This window comes from Paraburkholderia sp. CI3, assembly GCF_050436505.1.
GTDB lineage: Bacteria > Pseudomonadota > Gammaproteobacteria > Burkholderiales > Burkholderiaceae > Paraburkholderia > Paraburkholderia tuberum.
This window is the reverse complement of record NZ_JBNDMI010000004.1, coordinates 650,439-668,480: the sequence shown is the minus strand read 5'-3', so window position 1 is coordinate 668,480 and position 18,042 is coordinate 650,439. Positions and strand designations below refer to the sequence as shown.

Genomic DNA, 18,042 nt, shown 5'->3' with positions numbered 1-18,042 from the left:
CAACGTGTCGAACAGGGCTAACGCGCGTTAAGCCAGCTTGGCCAGGCTCTGCTCGATATCCGCACGCAGGTCCGCCTCGTCTTCCAGACCGATATAGAAGCGCACCAACGTGCCGCGACGCGGCCACTGCGCCGCAGTGCGCATCGACGCGATGTCGTACGGCATCGCGAGGCTATGCGCGCCGCCCCAGCTCCAGCCGAGCGAAAACAGTTCGAGCGACTCGCAAAACGTGTCGATCCGCGCCGCGCTGTACCGTTCGTCGAACACCACCGAGAACAGTCCGCCCGCGCCGCTGAAATCGCGCTTGTACACTTCGTGCCCCGGACAGTCACCGAGCGCCGGATGCAACACCGCGACGATTTCCGGCCGGCTCTTCAACCACGTCGCGAGCGACAGCGCCACGCGATCGTGCTGCGCGAAACGCAACTGCATGCTCGGCAGGCTGCGCAGGATCAGCGAGCAGTCGTCCGAGGACACGCCGATGCCCATGCGCATGCGCGCCGCCTTCAGCTTCACATGCACGTCGCGGTCGACCGTGATCGTCGCGCCCATCAGCACGTCGCCGCCGCCCGACTGGTATTTGGTCAGCGCCTGCACCGAGATGTCGACGCCGTGGTCGAACGGCCGGAACGCGAGGCCCGCGGACCACGTATTGTCGATCGCGGTGACGACCTTGCGCGCGCGCGCCGCCGCCGTGATGGCCGGTACGTCGGGCACTTCCATCGTCACCGAGCCGGGCGCCTCGATCCAGATCAGGCGCGTGTTCGGCTGGATCAGACTGGCGATGCCCGCGCCGATCAGCGGATCGTAGTAGCGCGCCGTGATACCGAAATCGCGCGCGAGCCAGTCGCCGTGGTCGCGGTTCGGCGAGTACACGTTATCGGGAATCAGCACGTCGTCGCCGGCCTTCATGAGGCCGAAGTAGACGTTCGAGATCGACGACAGCCCCGACGGCTGCAGCAGCGCATGATTGCCGCCCTCGATCGCGGCGAGGCGCTGAGCGAGCGCGATCTGCGTCGGCGTCGCATGCAGGCCGTAGCGCCATTGCGCGTCGTTTTTCCAGTCGAGCGCGCGCATCGCGGCGAGGTCGGGAAACACCACCGTCGACGCGCGCGTGACGGGCGTCGAGAACGATTCGAAGCCCGGCGTGATCTGGTCCTCGGCACGCACGATGCGGGTCTGCAGGCCATGTTTGAATTTGGATTCAGTCATGTGAAGCTCGGTGAAAAACATAGTGAAGCGAGCCTGAAGCAACGGCCGCGCTGCGCGATTCCGGATGCCCGGCGCGCGCGCGCATCAGTAGCCCGTTTGCAGGTTGCTGACGCCGCCCACTGGGTGCCCGCCGGCAGCGGGTGCCGGCACGGGAGCCGCCGCGCCGTTGGCCCCGGCCGGTTGCGGTGAGAGGGCTGCAGGCCTCGTCGCCGCACCGCCGGCCGAACCGGCCAACGGCACCGCCTGCCCTGCCGCCAGCGGCTTCAGGTTGAATTCCTGAGGGTTCGAATCGTCGACGTTCATGCGGTCGCCTTCGAGCGAGCCGTCCGCCGCGAACTTGCCGACCCAGTTGCCGGTGATATGCGTGCCGTCGTTCGATTCCTCGACTTCGAGCGTATCGCCGTCGCGATCGCCGGCGATCAGAATCACCTCGCCGCTATCGGTGTACTGATACTCGCCGTGCACGCCAGATGGATCGTCGGTCTTGGGCCCGAGCCGCAGCACGATCGGCCGCGCGCCGAGCGTGCCCACGTAGCGCGGAAACTTCGCGAACTCGGGGCTCGGTTTCAGCGGCAGCTGGATCGGCGGCGGCGCGGCCAGTGCCTTGACCGCATCGCTTTCCGCCCACGCCTGCGACGGCATCCACAGCACCGTGCCCGTGCACAACAGCGCGGCGGCACTCACCACCACGCCGGCGCGCCGGCGCAAGGCGCGCGTTGCCGAACCCTTCGTCACTTTTTTCGCTTCCTGCATCCCGTCGATCCTTGTTACTGGTCCCTGCTCGCTACCCATGTCGCGCCGGCCTGCCGTGCGCGCTCACAGACGCTCGAAAACCGCCGCGATCCCCTGCCCGCCGCCGATGCACATCGTGACGAGCGCATAGCGCCCGCCGATGCGCTGCAGCTCGTACAGCGCCTTCACGGTGATCAGCGCGCCGGTCGCGCCGATCGGATGGCCGAGCGAAATGCCCGAGCCGTTCGGATTGACCTTGGCCGGATCGAAGCCGAGCTCCTTGCTGACCGCGCAGGCCTGCGCGGCGAATGCCTCGTTGGCCTCGATCACGTCGAGATCGGCGACCGTGAGACCCGCCCGCTCGAGCGCCTTGCGGCTCGCCGGCACCGGGCCGATGCCCATATACGCCGGATCGACGCCCGCATGCGCGTACGACACGAGCCGCGCCAACGGCTTCACGCCGCGCCGCTCGGCGACGCTACGCTCCATCAGTACGACGGCCGCGGCCGCGTCGTTGATGCCCGAGGCGTTGCCCGCCGTCACCGTGCCGTTTTCCTTCGCGAACACCGGCTTCAACTTCGCGAAGTCGTCCGCCGTTGCGTTCAGCCTCGCGTGCTCGTCCGTGTCGAACACGACGTCGCCCTTCTTCGACGCAATCGTGATCGGCAGAATCTGTTCCTTGAAGTAGCCGCTCGTGATCGCGTGGGCCGCGCGACGATGCGACTCGAGCGCGAGCGCGTCCTGCGCGTCGCGCGAGATCTCGTACTTGCGCGCGACGTTCTCGGCGGTCACGCCCATGTGGATCGACTGGAACGGATCGTTGAGCGCGCCGACCATCATGTCGACCAGACGCGCGTCGCCCATGCGCTGTCCGAAGCGCGCGGCCGGCATCGAGTAAGGCGCGCGGCTCATGTTTTCAGCGCCGCCGCCGATCGCGATATCGGCATCGCCGAGCAGCACGCTTTGCGCGGCCGAGACGATGGCCTGCAAGCCCGAGCCGCACAGCCGGTTCACGGTCAGCGCGGGCGTATGCTGCGCGACCCCGCCGTTGATCGCGGCGACGCGCGCGAGATACATGTCTTTCGGCTCGGTGTGCACGACGTTGCCGAACACGACGTGTCCGACTTCGTCGCCCGACACGCTCGCGCGCTCGAGCACTTCGCGCACCACGCGCGCGCCGAGATCGGTCGGCGCGAAATCCTTCAGGCTGCCGCCGAACGTGCCGATTGCCGTGCGCACACCACTTACCACCACTACGTCCCGTTGCATCGCTTGTCCCTCCTGTTGTCTCTCCAGTCTGCCTGGATGATTGCACCAGCGCGGGCCATGCTGCGCCGCGCGCGGCTTACGTAAAACCTAGTTCGCCAGCCGCCGCTCGACGGTCTCGCGCGACGGAATCGGCGCGACCGCGCCATAACCTTGCGTGGACAGCGCGGCGGCAACGTTCGCGTAGCGCGCGGCGGCAAATGGATCGTCGCCCGCGACGATGCGCGCGATGAAGGCGCCGCCGAAACAGTCGCCGGCGCCGGTTGCATCGACCGCGTCGACGACATGGCCCGGCACGACGCGCCGCTCGTTCGGCGTCGCGATATACGAGCCGTCCTTGCCGAGCTTCAGCGCGACCACGCCCGGCCCATGCGACAGCAGAAAATCGACGATCTCGTCACGGCCGGTCAGCCCCGTCAGTTCGGTCACATCGTCCCAGCTCGGCAGGCAGATGTCAGTCTGGCGGATCGCCTCGAGCATCACCGCGCGCGCCCGCGCCAGCGGCCACAGCTTAAGACGCAGATTGGTGTCGAAGCTCACGCGCGCGCCATTCGCGCGCGCATGCGCGATCGCTTCGAGCGCGGCGTCGCAGGCGCTGACGCTGATCGCGAGACTGATGCCGGACAGATGGACGACCTTCGCCGCCGCGAGCGCGTCGCGCGGCAGATCGGCGGGTGCATAGCGGCTCGCCGCCGAGCCCGCGCGCAGATAGTCGAACGCGTGGCCGTTGGGGCCGTGAGACACGAAGTAGACGCCGGTCGACGCCTGCGCATCGATGCGCACGAACGACGTGTCGACCTGCTCGCGCTCCCACAGATCGACCAGCAGGCGTCCGAAATGATCGGCGCCGACCGCCGACACGAAGCCGGTCCTCGCACCCTGGCGCGCGGCCGCGATGCAGAAGTTCGACGTGTCGCCGCCGAAGCCTTGCAGGTAGTTCGGTTGATCCTTCGCCGACTGGTTGAATTCGATCATCGCCTCGCCGAGCGCGAGGATGTCCGGTGTGTGAGCTTCAGGCTGTGCGGCCGCGCTGTGCGTCATCGCTTAGACCTCGCCCCACAAATCGTGGCCGTCCGCGCCGGTGATCTTCACCGACACGAAATCGCCGACCTTGTAGCGCTTCGACGCCTTGGCGGACGGCGCGATATAGACGACGCCGTCGATCTCCGGCGCATCCGCCGCGGTGCGGCCGATGCCGCCGTCCGCGTTGATTTCGTCGACGAGCACCTTCAGCGTCTTGCCGACCTTCCTCGCGATGCGCTTGGCCGACACCTGTTCGGCCACTTCCATGAAGCGCGCGCGACGTTCCTCACGCACTTCATCGGGCAGCGCGCCGTCGAGTTCATTCGCGCTCGCGCCTTCGACCGGCGAATACGCGAAACAGCCGACGCGATCGAGCTCCGCCTCGCGGATGAAATCGAGCAGCGTCTCGAACTGCTCTTCGGTCTCGCCCGGAAAGCCGGCGATGAACGTGCTGCGGATCGTCAGATCGGGGCAGATCTCGCGCCAGGCCTTGACGCGCTCCATCACCTTCCCGGCGTTGGCCGGGCGCTTCATGCGCTTCAGCACTTCCGGATGCGCGTGCTGGAACGGCACGTCGAGATACGGCAGCACATGGCCCTTGTACGGACCCTCGGCCATCATCGGAATCACTTCGTCGACGCTCGGATACGGATACACGTAATGCAGGCGCACCCACGCACCATACTGCGCGGCGAGTTCGCCGAGCGCGGCGACCAGATCCGTCATGCGCGTCTTGATCGGCTTGCCGTTCCAGAAACCGGTGCGGTATTTGACGTCGACGCCATATGCGCTCGTGTCCTGCGAGATCACGAGCAGTTCCTTCACGCCGGACTTGAACAGGTTCTCCGCTTCGAGCATCACTTCCGCGACCGGGCGCGACACCAGATCGCCGCGCATCGACGGGATGATGCAGAACGTGCAGCGGTGATTGCAGCCTTCGGAAATCTTCAGGTACGCGTAGTGGCGCGGCGTGAGCTTGACGCCCGCGGCGGGCACCAGATCGACGAACGGATCATGCGGCTTCGGCAGATGGCTGTGCACCGCCTGCATCACCTCGCCGAGTGCGTGCGGGCCGGTCACCGCGAGCACCTTCGGATGCACTTCCTCGATCAGTCCCGAGCCGCTCGCACTCTTCTTCGCACCGAGGCAACCGGTGACGATCACCTTGCCGTTTTCATTGAGCGCTTCGCCGATCGCGTCGAGGCTTTCCTGCACGGCTTCGTCGATGAAGCCGCAGGTGTTGACGACCACGAGGTCCGCGCCGTCATAGGTGCCGGAGATTTCGTAGCCTTCGGCGCGCAACTGGGTGATGATCTGCTCGGAATCGACGAGGGCCTTGGGGCAGCCGAGAGAGACGAAGCCGACTTTCGGCGTGGCGCCCGGCACGGCCGGAGCGTTCGAGGGGCTGGAAGACATGGGGAACCGCTTGAAGACGTTAAACCCTGAATTGTAGCGGTTCGCCACCGCCACCGCTCGTAAGTCTTTGAATTCTAGTCTTCAAACGGGGATGGGTTCGGCAGGATCGGGTTGATTCAGCTCGCTATTTTCGTCGCTGGAAACGTGCTGACGCGTCGGCGCCGACGCGGCTCCGGCCGCCAGCGCCTGGCCGATTACCGTAAGAATTTCGTCAGAGTCCTGCACTCGCCGGATCGCCGCATGCAGGTCGGCGGCTTGCGGCCAGGTCCGCTGCAGGTAGCTGAGCCACTTCTTGACGCGGCCGTGCTCATGGGTCAGCGTGCCATGCGCCCGCAGCTTGTTCATGTAGCCGACGATCGAACCCAGCACCTGCTGCCATTCGTCGGCAGATGGACACGGGTCGAGGAGCCCGCGGATTCGCTGCGCGAGGAACGGATCCGACACGGCGCCGCGCCCGATCATCACGTCCGCGCAGCCGCTGACCGAACGGCAACGCTGCCAGTCCCCCACCGTCCAGACTTCGCCGTTCGCGATGACGGGCACGTCGACGGCGTCGTCGATGCGCGCGATCCACTCCCAGTGCGCAGGCGGCCGATAGCGGTCGTCGCGCGTGCGCGCATGCACGACGAGCGAGGCCGCGCCGCCGTCCGCGAGCGCCTGCGCGCATTCGATCGCCCGCGACGTGTCGGACACGCCGAGGCGCATTTTTGCCGTCACAGCGATATCGGCAGGCACCGCGGCGCGCACGGCCGAGACGATCCGGTTCAGCAACTTCGGGTTCGCGAGCAGCATCGCGCCGCCGCCATGCTGATTGACGACTTTGGCGGGACAGCCGAAGTTCAGGTCGATACCGTAGGGCGACAGCATGGCCGCGTACGCGGCATTGCGTGCCATCCACTCGGGATCGCTGCCGAGCAGCTGGATCACCATCGGCGTGCCGCTGGCGGTCACGCTCGCGTGCAGGATTTCGGGCGCCTCGCGCTCGTAGACGCGGGTTGGCAGCAGCGAGCCTGTGATGCGGATGAACTCGGACACGCAGCCGTCGAAAGCGCCCGCGCTCGTCAGCACGTCGCGCAGCACATAGTCAGCGAGCCCTTCCATCGGGGCGAGAAACAGCCGGCTCATGAGCGGTGTGGGTGAACGGCGAGTCAGAGCAGAATGATCCGCGCGGCCTTCGCAACGGAAGACGCTGACGCGATCAGGGAGACGGTCTGAAACATAGGACGGGTCCAGCGGAAGAAACGGTAACGGCGCAAGCAGCGGTGTGCCGGCAGTGGACGCAACGGACATCGAGCCGCGGCCGGAATCCGGTTCCGACGGAACAGCGTCCCCCCGCGCGGGCCGCCATTGTAGCGCGTCGGCGGCTGCACTCCCGCGAGCTCGCCGCCATTCACTCCTTCACTTCTTCTCCGTCTCCGGATTGGCCTGCGGCGTGGCCGGCGCATTGCTCGCATTGCTCGCATTGCTCGCGTTGACCGTGCCGCCCGGCGTAAACGGGAACGTGGCGAACATGGTCTTCGCCTGATTCTGCATCTGCTCCTGCATCTGCACGAACATGTTCTTCGATTGCTCGATGTAGCTGGTCATCATGCCCTGCATCATCGGCGCCTGCATGTTCATGAACTGCGACCAGACTTCGGGGTTCATCGCCTTGCCTTCATAGAGATTCTTCGACTGGTCGGCAAGCTTCGCCTGAATGTCGATGAAGGCCTGGATGTTCTTTTCCAGATACGTGCCCATCATGCCTTGCATCGCATGACCGTAGAACCGGATGATCTGCGACAGCATCGACGACGAGAACATCGGCAGGCCGCCGCTCTCTTCTTCGAGAATGATCTGCAGCAGGATCGAGCGCGTCAGGTCCTCGTTGCTTTTGGCATCGATCACCTTGAAATCTTCCTGATCGAGCACGAGTTGCTTCACATCAGTCAGCGTGATGTAGGTACTCGTCTCGGTGTCGTAGAGCCGACGATTCGGATATTTCTTGATCAGTCGTTCGGCCGTTTTCTTTGTAGTAGTAGTCATGTAACGCCTTTAAGCTCGAGTTAAGCAAACGCGGAAACGGCGTCCGGGCTGTGCAACGGAATCCATTGCGCAGCCGGGACGCCGGCGAAACCATCTGAGCCGAAGCGCGCCGCCTTCCGGTCCGGCGCGCCGATGGCTCAGCCCATATGCAAGCCGCCGTTCAGCGAAAAATCGGCGCCCGTGGCGAAGCCCGATTCTTCCGACGCAAGCCACGCGACGATCGAGCCGATTTCGTCCGGCTGACCGAGGCGGCGCACCGGAATCGTCGCGACGATTTTTTCCAGCACGTCCGGGCGGATCGCCTTGACCATGTCGGTGCCGATGTAGCCCGGCGACACGGTGTTGACCGTCACGCCCTTGGTCGCCACTTCCTGCGCGAGCGACATCGTAAAGCCATGAATGCCGGCCTTCGCGGTCGAATAATTGGTCTGGCCGAACTGGCCCTTCTGGCCGTTCACCGACGAAATGTTGATCACCCGGCCAAAGCCACGCTCGACCATGCCGTCGATCACCTGCTTGGTGACGTTGAACAGGCTGGTCAGATTGGTGTCGATCACCGCCGTCCAGTCTTCGTGCGTCATCTTGCGGAACACGACGTCGCGCGTGATGCCGGCATTGTTGACCAGCACGTCGATCTCGCCGACTTCGGCCTTGACCTTGTCGAATGCGTCCTTGGTCGATTGCCAGTCACCGACGTTACCCTCGGAGGCGACGAAGTCGTAGCCGAGTACCTTCTGCTCGTCGAGCCACTTCGCACGGCGCGGCGAATTCGGGCCGCAGCCGGCGATCACCCTGAAGCCTTCCTTGTGCAGACGCTGGCAGATGCTGGTGCCGATGCCGCCCATGCCGCCCGTTACGTACGCAATTCGCTGTGTCATAAACCACACTCCGTTATCGTTGTCGAGGCGCCTGCCGGCGGCCTCGTGCCTCGCCTGATGCTGGTTCGCGTTGCCGCCGGGCGACCGTCTGGCAACGCGCACTGCCCGCACGAGTCACCTGTTCCAACGCGCGGCACCGCCAGTTGGCGTGCCGCGCGGCCAGATGCCTGTGCTGGCGAAGACCGCGCGCGACCGGTCGTGAATGCGCGCGGCGTACCCAGCGTACTTTAAACGCGCTCGACCGCGAGCGCGACACCCATGCCGCCGCCGATACACAGCGACGCCAGACCCTTCTTCGCATCGCGCTTCTGCATTTCGTGCAGCAGCGTGACGAGAATCCGGCAACCGGACGCGCCGATCGGGTGGCCGATCGCGATCGCGCCGCCGTTCACGTTGATCTTCGACGTGTCCCAGCCCATCTGCTTGTGCACGGCGAGCGCCTGCGCGGCAAACGCTTCGTTGATTTCCATCAGGTCGAGGTCGGCCGGCGTCCAACCCGCGCGCTCGAGGCAACGGCGCGAAGCCGGTACCGGGCCCATGCCCATCACCTTCGGATCGACACCCGCGTTCGCGTATGCCTTGATGCGCGCGAGCGGTGTGAGGCCGAGCGCTTCCGCTTTTTTCAGCGACATCACGAGCACCGCGGCTGCGCCGTCGTTCAGACCCGATGCGTTGGCCGCCGTGACCGTGCCTTCCTTCGAGAACGCCGGCTTCAGGCTCGCGAGCGATTCGGCCGTCACGCCATGACGCACGAATTCGTCGGTGGTGAAGCGCAGCGGCTCGCCCTTGCGTTGCGGAATCTCGACCGGCACGATTTCGTCGTTGAAGCGCCCCGCCTTCTGCGCGGCTTCCGCCTTGTTCTGCGACAGCGCCGCGAACGCGTCCTGCTGTTCGCGCGTGATGCCGTGCTCCTTCGCGACGTTCTCGGCCGTCACGCCCATGTGGTACTGGTTGTAGACGTCCCACAGGCCGTCGACGATCATCGAGTCGATCAGCTTCGCGTCGCCCATGCGGAAACCGTCGCGCGAACCCGGCAGCACGTGCGGCGCGGCGCTCATGTTTTCCTGGCCGCCTGCCACGACGATGTCCGCGTCACCGGCGATGATCGCGTTGGCCGCGAGCATCACGGCCTTCAGACCTGAGCCGCAGACCTTGTTGATCGTCATGCCCGGCACGGCCGCCGGCAAACCCGCCTTGATCAGCGCCTGGCGCGCGGGGTTCTGACCGGAGCCCGCCGTCAGCACCTGGCCCAGAATAACTTCGCTCACCTGTTCCGGCTTCACGCCTGCCCGTTCGAGCACGGCGCGCACCGCGACCGCGCCGAGTTCAGGTGCGGCAATCTTCGCCAGCGACCCACCAAATTTGCCCACTGCAGTACGAGCGGCCGATACGATCACAACATCAGTCATTTCCATATCCTCCGGGCATCCCGGCCAACTGCGCCACAGCCCGTTACGTTAAAAATTGCGTTGCAACTTGCGTTGCTCTCACGCCTTCATCAACCAGACGCTCATTCACCTGCCAAACACCTATGCACCGGCCGACTGCGCACTATGCCGACGTCAACAGCAATGCCGTCCGCGCGCGTCGAGCCTGTGCGTGAACCTACTCCCGTTGCCGCACGTAGCGGCCCGGCGCCGGCTCGATGACCGGGAATTCCTCGGAGCCCAAATTGGCGCGCGGCTTCACTTTCTTACCGCCGTACTGATCGAGCCAGTCGGTCCATTCCGGCCACCAGCTGCCGGGCACTTCGGTCGCCGCGTCGAACCATTCGTCCGCGCTTTCGGGCAGCGTGTTCGCGTCGGTATCGAGCTTCCAGAAGCTGCGCTTTTTCTTCGCGGGCGGATTGATCACGCCGGCGATATGGCCCGACGCGCCGAGCACGAACTTTAGCGGCCCGGTGAGCAGCCGCGCCGACGCATATGCGGTTTGCCACGGCACGATATGGTCTTCGCGCGAACCGTAGATGAAGGTCGGCACGTCGATCTTCGACAGATCGATCGGCTCGCCGCAGGTGGTCAGCGCACCGGGCTCGCGCAGCTTGTTCTCGAGATACGTGTTGCGCAGATACCAGACGTACATCGGCCCAGGCAGACTGGTCGAGTCGCTGTTCCAGTACAGCAGGTCGAACGGTACCGGCGTGCGGCCCTTCAGGTAACTGTCGACGACGTAGTTCCATACGAGGTCGTTCGGGCGCAGGAACGAGAACGTGTTCGCGAACTCGACGCCGCGCATCAGTCCCGGCGGCGCGCCGTTCTTGCCGCCGATGCTCTGCTCGCGCATCTGCACGTGCGCCTCGTCGACAAACACGTCGAGCACGCCCGTGTCGGAGAAGTCGAGCATTGCGGTGAGCAGCGTCATCGACGCGGCCGGATGTTCGCCGCGCGCCGCAGCCACCGCGAGCGCGGTGGCGAGCATCGTGCCGCCGACGCAAAAGCCGAGCGTATTGATCTGCTCGCGGCCGCTGATCTTGCGCACGGTGTCGATCGAGGTGAGCACACCCTCGCCGATGTAGTCGTCCCACGTCTTGTGCGCGATGGACTGATCCGCGTTGCGCCACGAAATCAGGAACACCTGATGGCCCGAATCAAGCCCGTGCGCGACGAGCGAGTTTTCGGGCTGCAGGTCGAGAATGTAGTACTTGTTGATGCACGGCGGCACGATCAGGAGCGGCCGCTCGCGCACGGTCGCCGTGCGCGGCTTGTACTGGATCAGCTGCAGCAGATCGTTCTCGAACACGACCGAGCCTTCGGTGTTCGCGAGGTTCTCGCCGACCGCGAAACGCGATTCGTCGGTTTGGGAAATCTTGCCGCGCTGCATGTCGGCGAGCAGGTTCATCACGCCCTGGCGCAAGCTCTCGCCTTTGCTGTCGAGCAGCGTTTTCTGCGCTTCGGGATTCAGCGCGAAGAAGTTGCTCGGCGAGGCCGCCGCGGTCCACTGCTGGACCGCGAAGCGAATGCGCTCGCGGGTTTTCGGCTGGGTGTCGAGCGCGTCGACCAGCTGCTGCAGATAGCGCGCGTTCAGCAGATACCACGCGGCGGTGAACGCGTAGGCGGGCGCCGCGCTCCAGGCGTCTGCGCTAAAGCGCCGGTCCTTGAGCTCGGGCGCCTTGATCGCCGACGTGGTGGCCTGCTGGATCAGCTCCATCGCCTCGCGCGAATAGTCGGTCTGCAGCTTCTGCAAACGCTCGGGCGGAATCGCGGCGGTGGGAATGCTCAGCCCCGGCAACGACGGCAACGCACCGGCGGCCAGCTTGCTGAAGTCGGGCATGCCGGGAAACGCCGGTATTTGCGGGAAGCCCGCCGTTATCTGTGCAAGGTCCGGCATCTGCGGCATTGAGGGCATCTGAAATGCCGTGCCACTGGGCTGCGCGCCGAACGAACGCCAGGCGTTCATCCAGGCGTCGAGAAATTGCTGCATGCCTGCGGCTGACGATGCACCGCTCGTACCGGCCTGCTGCGTCTGCTCCTTCGAGGAGTCGGTGCTGGGGGAAGCTGAGGAATGAGATGCTGCCATACCTGCTTTTGACCGGTAAGTCCTTGCGGACGGGTTGAGAGGCAGGTCCGTGCGCACGTGGCGATTGCTCGCGACTTCGTCACGCCCTGTCCCATGAACGACGAGGAGCTTAGAAGGAACATTCTTGCTCCCCATCACAAGGCATGTCAATGCTTGCTCCCGATTTTGCCGCAGTGCGATAGTTTTTTAATTATCGTTTTCCCTGTATGGCAAATCGCGCTTTAACGAATCAAATGAGGCCTGCCGCGGGTAAATCCGAAAAACTCCTAGGGCGCATGGCACTTAAGCATATTTATTCGTTCGGTCGCCCACACAGCCGGCGGGCGATTCGCGCTATCGGCGGGCCTTCCGGCAGCGCAACAAAAAATGCGTGTGAAGCCCGGGGAACGGGCCGTCAGCGAGGGGTCGGCAGTGGGATTCGCGAATAACGACCCGGTGCGCATTCACGCGAAATAAAACCACGGCTCGATTTTAAAAGTATGACAAGATGCGCCCGCGCGCCATCCCGAATTAATCGGCAATTGATTGCGCCTGTTCGTCGATCCAGATCAACGCGGCCATGCGACCGGTCTCGCGATCACGGCGATACGAATAAAAACGCTCGCGCAACGTGACCGTGCACAGATCGCCGCCGCTGATGCGTGTAAGGCCGAGCCGCTGCAGGCGCAGGCGCGCCAGCGCCGGCAGATCGGCGAGATATTTGCCGGCATTCGCGGGATGCGCGACGAACGCCTGCGCGGTCGCGTCGCGTTGTGCATCGTCGGCACCGGTCATGAAGGCGTCACGCACGTCTGCGCCGACTTCGAATGCGGTGGGCCCGATCGACGGCCCGAGGTACGCATGCAGCTCGCTCGCCCGCACACCCGCCAGCGCCGCGACCCGCGCGGCGGTCTGCTCGACGATGCCCGCCGCGAGTCCGCGCCACCCGGCATGCGCGGCGCCGACCGCGCGCCCCGCTTCGTCGCACAACAGCACCGGCATGCAATCGGCGACCATGACGACGCACGCGATGCCCGCGCCATCGGTGACGCTCGCGTCGGCGCGCGCCGGCGCACCATGCTCGCGCGCGTGCGCGATCGCATCCTCGGCGCGGACGATGCCGGCGCCATGGATCTGTTCGAGCCACGCGGCCTCGCGAACACCGGCAAGCGCGACGAGCCGTGCGCGATTGCTCGCGACCGCGGCGGGATCGTCGCCGGTCTTCATGCCCAGATTCAGCCCGCCGGGCTGGTCGGCGCCGTCGCGCCAGCGGCCGAACGGCGCGTCGCTGACGCCGCCGTCGCGGGTGGTCACGAGCGCGCGCACGCGCGGCGACACGTTCCATGCGGGTTGCACGACATCGGCAAAACCCAGCTCCGGGAGATTGGTGCTCATGCGTGATCGTCCTCGTCGTGGTCGCTGTCTTCATCGTACGCGCCGTCGTCGACCGATGCATCGTAGTCCTCATCCTCGCCATACGCATCGTCGAACTCGCCCGCGTCGTCGCGACCCAGACCGAGCGCGGCCGACAACGCCTCGATGTCGGCCGGCACCTCGGCGCGCCATTGCATCGAGCGGCCGGTCTTCGGATGAATCAGGCCGAGCCGCCACGCGTGCAGCGCCTGGCGCGCGAAGCCGTCTGGCAGCGGCGTGACCGAGCGCTTGCCGCGCGCGCGTCCGTACACGGGATCGCCGAGCAACGGATGACCGATGTGCGCGCAATGCACGCGAATCTGATGCGTGCGCCCCGTCTCCAGATCGCAGTGAATCGCCGTGACCGGCTGACGCTGCCAGATCGCCGAGGCCACGCGCCGGAAATGCGTGCGCGCCGGCTTGCCGGCCGCGCCCGTCACCACGGCCATGCGCGTGCGCTCGCGCGGATCGCGGCCGATCGGCGCGTCGATCGTGCCTTCTTCGGGCAGGTTGCCCCACACGAGCGCGAGGTAGCGGCGCTTGACCGTGCGCGCCTGCAACTGGCGCACGAGGTCGGTCTGCGCCTCGAGCGTGCGCGCGACCACCATCAGCCCCGAGGTCTCCTTGTCGAGCCGATGCACGATGCCCGCGCGCGGCAGACCCGCCGCGGACTCGCCATAGCGGTAGAGCAGCCCGTTCAGCACGGTGCCGCTCCAGTTGCCAGCCGCCGGATGCACGACCATGCCGGCCGGCTTGTTGATGACGACGAGCGTGTCGTCCTCGTAGACGATGTCGAGCGGCACCGGCTCGGGCGTGAAGGCGAGCTGCTCGGGCAGCAGATCGGGCTCGAGCTCGATCGTCGCGCCAAGCGGCACCGGCTGGCGGATCTTCGCCGCCTTGCCGTCGACGCGCACCCGTTGCGCCTCGATCCAGCTTTGCAGACGGCTGCGCGAGAACTCCGGGAATACTTTGGCGAGCACCTTGTCGAGGCGCTCGCCGGCCAGTTCGTCGGGTACCACGACGCTGCGCGGCGCTTCGGCGGCCGCGCGCACGGGCACGGGTGCCGCCGCGGCCGCAGAGCCTTGCGGGCTGCTTGCGGCGAGCGCGTCGCTGGAGAAATCGTCGTCGAGGGAATCGACGCCCAACGCGTCGGCCGGGTCGGCGCTTACGCTATAATCTTCGTTGCTATTCCCGGCGCCTGCGGCGCCTGGAGTATTTGAGCGGGTCATTGAATCTGGGTCACCTGGACGTAAAGCTAGACTGGAAAATGCGAGCCTTGAACACCATCACTGAAGCGGCGATCAATTTGGCGGCCATCAAGAAGGCGGCCCGGAAAGTGGCCGGATACATTGCGTGCGCCGCGGCCGTCGTCGCTGTTGCGGCTTGCCACGGCCTGCCGGAGAAGACCGACGAAACGGCAGCGTGGAACAACAACAAATTATATACGGAGGCGAACGACGCCCTGACCGGTGGTGACTGGGGCAAGTGCGCGAAGTATTTCGAGCTGCTCGAGGGCCGCGACCCGTTCGGCCACTTCGCCCAGCAGGCGCAGATCAACGTCGCGTACTGCAACTGGAAAGACAACGAAAACGCCGCCGCCGACCAGGCCATCGACCGCTTCATCCAGCTGCACCCGGATCATCCGGACATCGCCTACGCGTATTACCTGAAGGGCATGATCCACTTCAACGACGACCTCGGTCTGTTCGGCCGCTTCTCGGGCCAGGATATGAGCGAGCGCGATCCGAAGTCGCTGCGCGAGTCGTATGACGCGTTCAAGGTCGTGGTGGACCGCTTCCCGAACAGCAAGTACGCGGCGGACGCCGCGCAGCGCATGCGCTACATCGTGAATGCGCTTGCATCGCACGAAGTCCACGCCGCGGACTACTACTATCGCCGCGGCGCCTATGTCGCCGCCATCAACCGTGCGCAGCTCGCATTGCGCGAGTACAAGAACGCGCCGGCCATCGAAGACGCGCTGCACATCATGATCCTGTCGTACGAGAAGCTCAACAACCAGCAACTCGCCGACGACACTCGTCGCGTGCTGGCCGGCACCTTCCCCGACAGCCCGTACGTGACCGGCCACGCACGGCCCGGCACGGCGAAGTCGTGGTGGCAGTTCTGAGCCCTCACGCGCCGACGGCACACTGACCTTCGTCTGAAAACGAAAACGCCACGACCTCGGTCGTGGCGTTTTCGTTTATGCGCGCCGCGAGACTCAATCGCGCTCGAACAGCGCAATCGATTCCACGTGCGACGTATGCGGGAACATATTGACGACGCCCGCGCCCACCAGCCGATAGCCGGCCTCATGCACGAGCAGCCCGGCATCGCGCGCGAGCGTGGCCGGCGCGCACGACACATAGACGATGCGCGTCGGCAGCGGCCCGTTGCCGCTCTGCGCGATCTCCGCGAGCGCCTTCGCGATCGCGAGCGCGCCTTCGCGCGGCGGATCGACGAGGAACTTGTCGAAGTGGCCGAGCGCGCGCAAGTCGTCGGCGGTGACTTCGAACAGGTTGCGGCACGCGAACGACGTATGCCCGGCGACGCCATTCAGCTCCGCATTCGCGAGCGCGCGCTGGGTCAGCACTTCGCTACCCTCGATGCCGACCACTTCCCGCGAGATTCGCGCGAGCGGCAGCGTGAAGTTGCCGATCCCGCAGAACAGGTCGAGCACGCGGTCGGTGCGTGCCGGCGCCAGCAGGCGCAGCGCGCGGCTCACCAGCACGCGGTTGATCGCTTGATTGACCTGGGTGAAATCAGTTGGCTTGAATGGCATACGGATGCCGTATTCGGGCAGCGTGTAGTCGAGCTGCACGTCGAGAGGATAAAGCGGCGTGACCGTGTCGGGACCGCCCGGCTGGATCCAGAACTGCACCTTGTGCTCGTCCGCGAACTCGCGCAGCACCTGCTCGTCCGCGGCCGTCAGCGGTTCGAGGTTGCGCACGACGAGCGCCGTGACCGACGAGCCGACCGCGAGCTCGAGCTGCGGCATGCGGTCGTAGATAGACAGCTTGCGGACCATGAAACGCAGCGGCATCAGCATCGCCGACACATGCGGCGGCAGCACCTCGCAGGTCTTCATGTCGGCGATATAGCTGCTCTTCTTCTCGTGAAAGCCGATGCGCATACCGCCGCGCTCCGGCAGGTAGCGCACCGCGAGCCGCGCGCGATAGCGATAACCCCAGGACGGCCCGTGAATCGGCCGGAACACCGTTTCGGGGCGCAGCTTCGCCAGATGCTGCAGGCTGTCCTCGAGCACGCGCTGCTTGACCGCCACCTGCGCGCGCATGTCGAGATGCTGCATCGAGCAGCCGCCGCAGATGTTGAAGTACGTGCATTTCGGCGTCGTGCGGATCACGCTTTCGCGGAACACCTGAACGACTTCGGCCTGCTCGAATTTCGGCTTGCTGCGATGCGTCGAATAACTGACGAGTTCACCCGGCAGCGCGCCTTCGACGAACACGACCTTGCCTGGCGTGCCGTCTTCGCTCGTGGTGCGGCCCACGCCGCGCGCTTCCATATCGAGCGAAACGATTTCGATGAGCGGTTCGTTGCCGGTAATGACGGGCGCCGGCGCCGGGGCGTGCGCCCTGGCATGCTTCGATGAGCGCCGCGGCGAGCGACGTGGGGGGGCAGTTCGGGACACCTGCGGACTTCCTGACAAACTATGGGGGAAAGGCGAGATTGTAGACGAAGCGCCGGGCTTGCCTGCGATGCGGTGCGGACCACACGCGGAGCGAGTGCGGATCGCGGCCCGGATTGCGGCTCCCCGGCGGAGGCTCTGCTCGCGCGCGCTTACTGCACGAACGCCGCCAGATACTCGGCCCACTGCGGCGCGCTTTCCAGCGCGAGCGCGTTCTTCACGAGGTTGATCTCGTCAGCATACTCCGACGGCGAAAAGCCACCGCGCATCAGTTGGAAGCGGCAATACAGCAGGTACGTATTGACGACGTCGGTCTCGCAGTAATTGCGGATTTCCTCGATACGCCCTTGCTGGAACGCCTGCCACACCTGACTGCCGTCCATGCCCATCTTGCCCGGAAAGCCGCACATCTTCGCGAGCGCGTCGAGCGGCGCGTTCGCGCGCGCCTGGTACATCGCGAGCACGTCCATCAGATCGGTGTGTCGCGCGTGGTAGCGGCTGATGTAGTTGTTCCACTTGAAGTCGCGGTCGTCCTCGCCGAGATCCCAGAACCGGTAGGCGGGGATGCCGTTGACGAGCGCGCGGTAGTTGAGCACCGGCAGATCGAAACCGCCGCCGTTCCACGACACGAGTTGCGGCGTGTACTTTTCGATCACGCGATAGAACGACTGCACGAGCGTCGCCTCGCCGTCCTCGGGCGTACCGAGCGAGCGCACGCGAAAACCGTTGTTGTCACGGAACACGCAGGAAATCGCCGCGACCCGCTGGAGGTGATGCGGCAGAAAATCGCTGCCCGTTTTTTCGCGGCGTGCGGCGAACGCGTGCTCGGCGACGTCGGCGTCGCTCATCGACGCGGGCAAATCTTCAAGCCGGCGGATGCCGGCGACATCGGGAATCGTCTCGATGTCGAAAACAAGAATCGGTGTCATCAGG

Annotated in this window: 15 protein-coding genes; 1 reads left to right on the top strand and 14 read right to left on the bottom strand. The window is 65.5% G+C overall.

What is annotated here, in order from left to right; genetic code table 11:
• Positions 1-27 precede the first annotated feature (27 nt).
• From OKW29_RS24585 to OKW29_RS24530, 12 genes are all read right to left on the bottom strand, one after another.
• Positions 28-1,212 (bottom strand): cystathionine beta-lyase, encoded by a 1,185-nt coding sequence (locus OKW29_RS24585; RefSeq protein WP_429292937.1) that lies wholly within the window; start codon positions 1,210-1,212, stop codon positions 28-30.
• Positions 1,213-1,296: 84 nt separating this feature from the next.
• Positions 1,297-1,965, bottom strand: a complete 669-nt coding sequence (locus OKW29_RS24580; protein WP_429292936.1) for a hypothetical protein — start codon at positions 1,963-1,965, stop codon at positions 1,297-1,299.
• Positions 1,966-2,028: 63 nt separating this feature from the next.
• The gene (gene bktB / locus OKW29_RS24575; protein ID WP_184003465.1) at positions 2,029-3,213 is read right to left on the bottom strand and encodes a beta-ketothiolase BktB; all 1,185 of its coding nucleotides are present in this window, start codon (positions 3,211-3,213) and stop codon (positions 2,029-2,031) included.
• Positions 3,214-3,300: 87 nt separating this feature from the next.
• Positions 3,301-4,251, bottom strand: a complete 951-nt coding sequence (locus OKW29_RS24570; RefSeq protein ID WP_090804664.1) for a sugar kinase — start codon at positions 4,249-4,251, stop codon at positions 3,301-3,303.
• Positions 4,252-4,254: 3 nt separating this feature from the next.
• Positions 4,255-5,649 carry a 30S ribosomal protein S12 methylthiotransferase RimO gene (gene rimO, locus OKW29_RS24565; RefSeq protein ID WP_187618771.1) on the bottom strand — a complete coding sequence of 465 codons (1,395 nt, stop codon included), beginning with the start codon at positions 5,647-5,649 and terminating at the stop codon, positions 4,255-4,257.
• A gap of 81 nt (positions 5,650-5,730) precedes the next feature.
• A complete protein-coding gene (locus tag OKW29_RS24560) occupies positions 5,731-6,774 on the bottom strand; it encodes a tRNA dihydrouridine synthase (protein WP_429292935.1) in 1,044 nt (347 codons plus the stop codon).
• A gap of 273 nt (positions 6,775-7,047) precedes the next feature.
• Positions 7,048-7,674 (bottom strand): polyhydroxyalkanoate synthesis repressor PhaR, encoded by a 627-nt coding sequence (gene phaR, locus OKW29_RS24555; RefSeq protein WP_429292934.1) that lies wholly within the window; start codon positions 7,672-7,674, stop codon positions 7,048-7,050.
• A gap of 137 nt (positions 7,675-7,811) precedes the next feature.
• A complete protein-coding gene (locus OKW29_RS24550) occupies positions 7,812-8,552 on the bottom strand; it encodes a 3-ketoacyl-ACP reductase (protein ID WP_090805746.1) in 741 nt (246 codons plus the stop codon).
• A 227-nt stretch (positions 8,553-8,779) separates the two neighbouring features.
• Positions 8,780-9,961, bottom strand: a complete 1,182-nt coding sequence (locus OKW29_RS24545) for an acetyl-CoA C-acetyltransferase (RefSeq protein WP_429292933.1) — start codon at positions 9,959-9,961, stop codon at positions 8,780-8,782.
• Positions 9,962-10,157: 196 nt separating this feature from the next.
• Positions 10,158-11,972, bottom strand: a complete 1,815-nt coding sequence (phaC, locus tag OKW29_RS24540; protein ID WP_429294926.1) for a class I poly(R)-hydroxyalkanoic acid synthase — start codon at positions 11,970-11,972, stop codon at positions 10,158-10,160.
• Positions 11,973-12,578: 606 nt separating this feature from the next.
• Positions 12,579-13,442, bottom strand: a complete 864-nt coding sequence (pgeF, locus tag OKW29_RS24535; RefSeq protein WP_429292932.1) for a peptidoglycan editing factor PgeF — start codon at positions 13,440-13,442, stop codon at positions 12,579-12,581.
• The gene (locus tag OKW29_RS24530; RefSeq protein ID WP_429292931.1) at positions 13,439-14,689 is read right to left on the bottom strand and encodes an RluA family pseudouridine synthase; all 1,251 of its coding nucleotides are present in this window, start codon (positions 14,687-14,689) and stop codon (positions 13,439-13,441) included. The genes pgeF and OKW29_RS24530 overlap by 4 nt, the downstream gene beginning before the upstream one ends.
• Before the next feature lie 38 nt (positions 14,690-14,727).
• Between OKW29_RS24530 and OKW29_RS24525 the strand changes: the two genes are divergently transcribed.
• A complete protein-coding gene (locus tag OKW29_RS24525) occupies positions 14,728-15,588 on the top strand; it encodes an outer membrane protein assembly factor BamD (RefSeq protein ID WP_090804648.1) in 861 nt (286 codons plus the stop codon).
• A gap of 93 nt (positions 15,589-15,681) precedes the next feature.
• Here the strand turns inward: OKW29_RS24525 and rlmD are convergent, their stop codons facing one another.
• Both rlmD and OKW29_RS24515 read right to left on the bottom strand, forming a co-directional pair.
• The gene (gene rlmD, locus OKW29_RS24520; RefSeq protein ID WP_429292930.1) at positions 15,682-17,112 is read right to left on the bottom strand and encodes a 23S rRNA (uracil(1939)-C(5))-methyltransferase RlmD; all 1,431 of its coding nucleotides are present in this window, start codon (positions 17,110-17,112) and stop codon (positions 15,682-15,684) included.
• A 149-nt stretch (positions 17,113-17,261) separates the two neighbouring features.
• The gene (locus tag OKW29_RS24515) at positions 17,262-18,038 is read right to left on the bottom strand and encodes a 3'-5' exonuclease (protein ID WP_184028919.1); all 777 of its coding nucleotides are present in this window, start codon (positions 18,036-18,038) and stop codon (positions 17,262-17,264) included.
• Positions 18,039-18,042: the final 4 nt, after the last annotated feature.